The organism is Mesorhizobium sp. M7A.F.Ca.AU.001.01.1.1, from assembly GCF_004022735.1.
Classification (GTDB): domain Bacteria; phylum Pseudomonadota; class Alphaproteobacteria; order Rhizobiales; family Rhizobiaceae; genus Mesorhizobium; species Mesorhizobium ciceri.
Genome location: NZ_RZPF01000423.1, coordinates 1 through 5,748 on the forward strand (window position 1 = coordinate 1; position 5,748 = coordinate 5,748).

At 61.5% G+C, this 5,748-nt stretch carries 6 protein-coding genes and 2 pseudogenes; 6 read left to right on the top strand and 2 right to left on the bottom strand.

Features of this window, described 5'->3' with window-relative positions:
* The 5 genes and pseudogenes from EN884_RS23065 to plsY form a co-directional block, all read left to right on the top strand.
* Nucleotides 1-423: pseudogene (locus EN884_RS23065) on the top strand (dihydrolipoyl dehydrogenase); the annotation flags it as partial.
* 89 nt (nucleotides 424-512) lie between these two features.
* A complete protein-coding gene (locus tag EN884_RS23070; RefSeq protein WP_013531486.1) occupies nucleotides 513-770 on the top strand; it encodes a GlsB/YeaQ/YmgE family stress response membrane protein in 258 nt (85 codons plus the stop codon).
* Nucleotides 771-908: 138 nt separating this feature from the next.
* On the top strand, nucleotides 909-1,874 hold the full coding sequence (gene lipA, locus EN884_RS23075; protein ID WP_024505190.1) for a lipoyl synthase: 966 nt from the start codon (nucleotides 909-911) through the stop codon (nucleotides 1,872-1,874).
* A gap of 12 nt (nucleotides 1,875-1,886) precedes the next feature.
* Complete coding sequence (locus EN884_RS23080) at nucleotides 1,887-2,342, top strand: type II toxin-antitoxin system RatA family toxin (RefSeq protein ID WP_013531488.1); 456 nt, start codon at nucleotides 1,887-1,889, stop codon at nucleotides 2,340-2,342.
* 9 nt (nucleotides 2,343-2,351) lie between these two features.
* Nucleotides 2,352-3,015 (top strand): annotated as a pseudogene (plsY, locus tag EN884_RS23085) (glycerol-3-phosphate 1-O-acyltransferase PlsY).
* Between the two features lie 45 nt (nucleotides 3,016-3,060).
* On the opposite strand, the gene EN884_RS23090 reads toward plsY, so the two are convergent.
* Nucleotides 3,061-3,543 carry a CinA family protein gene (locus tag EN884_RS23090; RefSeq protein ID WP_063168047.1) on the bottom strand — a complete coding sequence of 161 codons (483 nt, stop codon included), beginning with the start codon at nucleotides 3,541-3,543 and terminating at the stop codon, nucleotides 3,061-3,063.
* Nucleotides 3,540-4,769: a bifunctional 2-C-methyl-D-erythritol 4-phosphate cytidylyltransferase/2-C-methyl-D-erythritol 2,4-cyclodiphosphate synthase gene (locus EN884_RS23095; RefSeq protein ID WP_013531491.1), complete on the bottom strand. Its 1,230-nt coding sequence runs from the start codon at nucleotides 4,767-4,769 to the stop codon at nucleotides 3,540-3,542. The genes EN884_RS23090 and EN884_RS23095 overlap by 4 nt, the downstream gene beginning before the upstream one ends.
* Before the next feature lie 243 nt (nucleotides 4,770-5,012).
* Between EN884_RS23095 and dusB the strand changes: the two genes are divergently transcribed.
* Nucleotides 5,013-5,748, top strand: a 736-nt coding sequence (gene dusB / locus EN884_RS23100) for a tRNA dihydrouridine synthase DusB (protein ID WP_128360753.1), incomplete at its 3' end; no start/stop codon positions are given.

The window sequence follows — 5,748 nt, forward strand, 5'->3', positions numbered from 1 at the left end:
GTCGTGTGCATCGAGAAGATCGCTGATTTTCCTGGCGTACATGCCACCGACAAGCTGAAGATTCCGGGCTGCACCTACTGCAATCCGCAGGTCGCCTCGGTTGGCCTGACCGAAGCCAAGGCCAAGGCAGAGGGCTGGGATATCCGGGTCGGGCGCTTCCAGTTCGCCGCCAATGGCAAGGCGATCGCGCTCGGTGAGGATCAGGGCTTCATCAAGACCATCTTCGACAAGAAGACCGGTCAATTGCTCGGCGCCCACATGGTCGGCGCCGAAGTGACCGAACTGATCCAGGGCTTCGTCGTGGCGATGAACCTGGAGACGACCGAGGAAGAGCTGATGCACACCATCTTCCCGCACCCGACGCTGTCGGAGATGATGAAGGAAAGCGTGCTCGACGCCTATGGCCGCGCGCTCAACGCGTGATAGATTGAAAGCGCTGCTACAGATGGAACCCGGCGGCAAGGTACATCGTTTGCGGATGCACTTTCATCCATCACACAAGGAGAAGGCATATGCACCTGAATGGCGTCGGCTGGATAGCAGCCATCATCATCGGCGGCCTGGCAGGCTGGTTCGCCGAAATGTTCATGAAGAGCAACACCGGCATCTTCATGAACATCGTTATGGGCATCGTCGGCGCGATCGTGCTGAACGCCATTCTGCAGGCTCTCAATTTTGGCCCGTTCGGCGTCGGCTGGATTGCCTATCTGATCACCGGCTTTATCGGCGCCTGCCTACTGATCTGGGCAGGACGCCTGGTGCGCCGCTGACATCACTGAAGAGCTGCCATGCGAAAAAGGCTGTTGCGGCATGCGCCGCAGCGGCCTTTTTCTTTGCGCCGAAAAGTCCTAGATGACGTTATCACAACGAACGCCTGACTGGCGCTCGCCAATGAACCAGGTTTCCCGATGGTCACTGTCCTCGATACGATCGCCAACGCACCGCGCCTGCGGCATCCCGAAAAGGCGCACAAGCCTGATCAGGATGTCCTGCGCAAGCCCGACTGGATACGCGTCAAGGCGCCGATGTCGAAGGGCTATGCCGAAACGCGCGAAATCGTGAAGTCGCACAAGCTGGTGACGGTCTGCGAAGAGGCCGGCTGCCCCAACATCGGCGAGTGCTGGGAAAAGAAGCACGCCACCTTCATGATCATGGGCGAGATCTGCACCCGCGCCTGCGCTTTCTGCAACGTCGCCACGGGCATTCCAACCGCTCTTGACCCGGATGAACCGGCCCGCGTCGCGCATGCGGTCAAGCAGATGGGCCTTACCCATGTCGTCATCACCTCGGTCGACCGCGACGATCTCGCCGATGGCGGTGCGCAGCATTTCGCCGAGGTCATCCGCGCCATCCGGGCGGCGACGCCGCTGACGACGATCGAAATCCTGACGCCCGACTTCCTGCGCAAGGACGGCGCGCTGGAGATCGTCGTGGCGGCCAAACCCGACGTCTTCAACCACAATCTCGAAACCGTTCCGTCGAACTATCTGACGGTTCGTCCGGGCGCCCGCTATTTCCATTCGATCCGGCTGTTGCAGCGGGTCAAGGAGCTTGATCCGTCGATCTTCACCAAGTCCGGCATCATGGTGGGGCTGGGCGAAGAACGGAATGAAATCCTGCAGTTGATGGACGATCTGCGTTCGGCCAATGTCGACTTCATGACCATAGGCCAGTATCTGCAGCCGTCGAAGAAGCACCACCCGGTGATCCGCTTTGTTACGCCGGAGGAGTTCAAATCCTTTGAGACGATCGGCCGGACCAAGGGTTTCCTGCTGGTGGCGTCCAGCCCGCTGACGCGTTCATCGCATCACGCCGGCGACGATTTCGCCAAGCTGCGTGCGGCACGGGAAGCGATTCTCAAGAAATCAGCTTAATCAGCCGGTTTCATGCCAAAATTCGAAGCTACCCGACGCGTATCCCATACACCCGAGCAGATGTTCGCTTTGGTCGCCGATGTTGAATCCTATCCGCAATTCCTGCCGCTTTGCGAAGCGCTGACGGTTCGCTCGCGCAAGGAGCGTGACGGGCGTACCGTTCTCCTTGCCGACATGAGCATCGGCTACAAGGCGATCCGCGAAACCTTCACGACGCAGGTACTGCTGAAGCCCGACGAGAACACCATCGACGTGAAGTACATCGACGGGCCGTTCAAATATTTGAGCAATGTCTGGCGTTTCGAACCCGACGGCGCCGGTTGCGCCGTCCGCTTCTTCATCGACTACGAGTTCAAGAGCCGTATTCTGGGCGCGGTCATGGGAACCATGTTCGATCGTGCCTTCCGCATGTTCGCCGAAGCCTTTGAGAAGCGCGCCGACGTCATCTACGGTACAAAACCGTCTTGAGGCTTGCGCATGCTTTTCTGGATAGCAAGCACCGTTGGACTGGCGATCGCCTATCTCTTCGGTTCAATGCCCACGGGTTATCTGGCGGGGAAGCTGCTCAAGGGCATCGATATCCGGGAGCATGGCTCCAAATCCACCGGGGCAACGAACGTCTTGCGGGTCTTGGGAAAATGGCCGGCGTTGGTGGTGTTGCTGGTGGATGTGCTGAAAGGTGCTGGGGCGATCGTCTTTGCCCGCTGGGTTCATCACGTTGCCGTTGGTTACGCTATCGACCCCGCTTGACCTGCAAGCCTGGGTGCCTTGGGCTGTTTGCCTGGCCGGAATTGCCGTGTTGTTGGGACATGGCCGTTCGATCTGGTTGAATTTCACAGGTGGCAAATCCGCTGCGACGGGGCTTGGCGTGTTGCTGGCTCTGTCTTGGCCGGTAGGTGTGGGGGCTGCGGCGGCTTTTGGTGCTGTGCTGGCTACGTCTCGGATAGTTTCCCTGAGTTCGATGGTAGCGGCGTTGACCGCGATCGCCCTCATCTGTGGCCTGGAGCAACCGTTGGCCTATCGGTTGCTGGTGATTGCGGGCAGCATCTACGTGGTTATGCGCCATCGTGCCAATATTCAGCGGCTGCTGGCTGGGACGGAGCCACACTTGGGGCAAAGCAGCCCGGAATCGAAAACGTAGCCGCAAATCCGGCTTTCGGGTCCGCCCGCCCAACGTTTTATAATCCTATCCGAGTGCTTGCAGGCCCAGTTCCAGCGCTTGCCGGACCGTTTCGCGACGGATGAAATCGCGGCCTTTGTCTGCAAAGAGTTGGTGCTCGGCGACAATCGGTCGGCCGTCCAGCGCAACCCCGAACCAGACCAGGCCGACCGGTTTTTCCGCCGAACCGCCGCCAGGCCCGGCGATCCCGGTAACCGCCAGGGTCAGCCCGGCGCGCGAACGGGTAAGCGCGCCTGTCGCCATTTCGATCGCAGTCTCGCGCGAAACCGCCCCATGCGCATCGAGCGTGGCGGCGGAAACGCCGAGCATGTCCATCTTGGCTTCGTTGGAATAGGCGATGAAGCCGCGATCGACCACGGCGGACGAGCCCGCGATGTCGGTGAGTGCCGCGATGATCATGCCGCCGGTGCAGCTTTCCGCCGTTGCCAGCATGATGCCGCGTTTCTGGCAGGCTTGCAGCAAGGCATTTGCCAGGTCGCTGTTGGTCATTCCGGCACCTCGCCGGGAAACACCACGCTGGCAGTGGCGATCGCCGCAATGCCTTCCTCGCGCCCGACGAAGCCGAGCTTCTCGTTGGTTGTCGCCTTGATCGAGATGCGATCCGCGGAAATTGCCAGCATCTGCGACAGGGCTGCCGTCATCGCCTCGCGGTGCGGGCCGACGCGCGGCGCTTCGCAGATCAACGTGATATCGGCATTGGCGATGCGGCCGCCGCGCTCGCGCACCAGCCCTGCCGCATGCTCGACGAAGATCCGCGATGCAGCGCCTTTCCACTGCGGGTCGGACGGCGGAAAATGCGTACCGATGTCGCCGGCGCCGCAGGTCGCCAGCAACGCATCGGTCAGAGCATGCAGACCGACATCGGCGTCGGAATGGCCGGACAGTTTCTTGTCGTGTGCAATGGCGACTCCACACAGTGTAACATGGTCGCCGGGCTCGAAAGCATGGACGTCGTAGCCATTGCCGGTCCGGATGTCGGGAAAGCGCACACGTTCGCCGGAAAGCCGCTGGTCCGCCATGGCAATATCCCGTGCCCAGGTGAGTTTGACATTGTCCGGCGAGCCCGGAACGATCTTGACCGGAATATGCGCCCATTCGGCGATCGCGGCATCGTCGGTAAAATCCATTTTTCCCAGATGATGGGCTTTCTCGTGCGCGGCAAGGATGGGCCAGAACGGAAAGCCCTGCGGCGTTTGCGCCGCGTGAAGACCGCTGCGCGAAACGGTTTCGCCAACCACGCCGGAGGCCGACTCGCGCTTCAGCGTGTCGGCGACGGGCAAAGCGGGCAATGCGCCCTCGCGCTCGCCGATGGCGGCGATGGTGCGATCTATCAGGTCCGCATCGACAAACGGACGCACGGCATCGTGGATCAGAACCTGCCCCGGCGCGTGGTCTCTAAGGGCAAGCAGGCCGAGCCGGACGGATTCCTGCCTGGTCGCCCCGCCGATAACGGCGCTAACGCGCTCGGCGTTGGTGCCCGCCGCCTGCCGGAACAGTTCATGGTCGTCGGCATGAATGGCGACGACGATCTCGCTGGTCCGCGGGTGGGCCAGAAAAATGTCAAGCGTGTGTGCGATAACGGCAAAGCCGCCAATGTGTTGATATTGCTTCGGTCCGTTGGCCTGTCCGGCGCGCGCACCACGGCCGGCCGCGACGATTACCACCGCGACCTTGCCATCCGCACTCGAAACGTGATTTTCACTTGCGTCAGTCATTGCAGATTGGCTTAGCGCACGATCCCGAAAAGTGTAATCGGTTTTCGGCAAAGATCGTGCGTCAAATATGAATCCCAAAGCGTCCTTTGCGCGTCCCACGGGGCGCGCGGCGCTTTGGCCGCACCCAGTCCCGAAGGCCAGCATTTTTCCGATTGCGCCTTAATGTGGCGTCATTCCGCGTTGCACATTGCGGCCGATATGGCTAGAGAATGTGCAACGAATGAAGATGCTTGGTTTTTGTGCATGGTTAATTTGACCAAATTGGCCGCGCCGCTTAACGTCGGCGGCGTGAAACTCCGCAATCGCGTGTTCCTCGCGCCGATGTCGGGCATTACGGACGAGCCGTTCCGGCAGCGTGCCCACGCGCATGGTGCGGGCTTGGTCGTGTCCGAAATGGTTGCCAGCGGCGAGCTCGCCAAGGGCAGGGCCGGTTTCAACCTGCGCATACGCCACTCCGGCCTGCCCGTCCATATGGTTCAGCTTGCAGGCCGCGAGGCGATGCACATGGCCGAAGGTGCCAGAATCGCCGCCGGCGAGGGCGCCGACATTATCGACATCAACATGGGATGCCCGGCCAAGAAGGTCACCGGCGGTTATGCCGGCTCGGCATTGATGCTGGATCTCGACCACGCACTGTCGCTGATCGACGCCGTTGTCGGCGCGGTCGAGGTGCCAGTGACGGTCAAGATGCGGCTTGGCTGGGACGAAGGCGCGCTCAACGCGCCGATGCTGGCGCGCCGCGCCGAGCAGGCCGGTGTCAGCATGGTGACCGTGCACGGCCGAACGCGCTGCCAGTTCTATCAGGGCAAGGCCGACTGGCGCGCCATCGCCCGCGTCAAGGAAGCCGTGTCCATCCCGGTCGTCGCCAATGGTGACGTCTCTTCGCCGGCGGAAGCGGCCGACATTCTCGATCAATCGGGTGCCGACGCCGTGATGATTGGCCGTGCCCATTATGGCGCGCCTTGGATCGCAGGTGGCG

Bases quoted from the DNA above. Each gene is read 5' to 3' on its own strand.
- EN884_RS23070 (WP_013531486.1), top strand. From the start codon at position 513: ATGCACCTGAATGGCGTCGGCTGGATAGCAGCCATCATCATCGGCGGC.
- lipA (WP_024505190.1), top strand. From the start codon at position 909: ATGGTCACTGTCCTCGATACGATCGCCAACGCACCGCGCCTGCGGCAT.
- EN884_RS23080 (WP_013531488.1), top strand. From the start codon at position 1,887: ATGCCAAAATTCGAAGCTACCCGACGCGTATCCCATACACCCGAGCAG.
- EN884_RS23090 (WP_063168047.1), bottom strand. From the start codon at position 3,543: ATGACCAACAGCGACCTGGCAAATGCCTTGCTGCAAGCCTGCCAGAAA.
- EN884_RS23095 (WP_013531491.1), bottom strand. From the start codon at position 4,769: ATGACTGACGCAAGTGAAAATCACGTTTCGAGTGCGGATGGCAAGGTC.